This is a genomic window from Streptomyces panaciradicis, assembly GCF_023516615.1.
Taxonomy (GTDB): Bacteria; Actinomycetota; Actinomycetes; order Streptomycetales; family Streptomycetaceae; genus Streptomyces; species Streptomyces panaciradicis.
In genome coordinates this window covers 1-311 of the sequence record NZ_JAMGBF010000185.1, presented here as the reverse complement: position 1 = coordinate 311, position 311 = coordinate 1, and the positions used below count along the sequence as shown (strand labels likewise).

The 311-nt window shown below is 82.3% G+C and carries 1 protein-coding gene; it reads left to right on the top strand.

The features are described from left to right. Nucleotides 1-311: hypothetical protein (locus tag M8J74_RS39110; RefSeq protein ID WP_249840991.1), on the top strand; the 311-nt coding region annotated here is incomplete at both ends.

Here is a 311-nt window from a genome sequence, read left to right as displayed (position 1 = left end):
GGCACCGGCAGGCGGGTGGCCGGCGGCACCGGCCGGCTGAGCCGGGGGCCAGGCGGCGCCCTCCGCACCGGCCGGCTGGACGGGGGGCCGGACCTCACCCTCCGCAACGACCGGCTGGACCGGGGGCCAGGCGGCGCCCTCCGTACCGGCCGGCTGGACGGGGGGCCGGACCTCACCCTCCGTACCGGCCGGCTGGACCGGGGGCCAGGCCGCGCCCTCCGCACCGGCCGGCTGCGGCTGCGCCGCCGGGCTGGCTTCGCCGCCGTCCACCACCGTGTTGCCGGCGCCCGCCGGACCGTGCCAGACGTTCT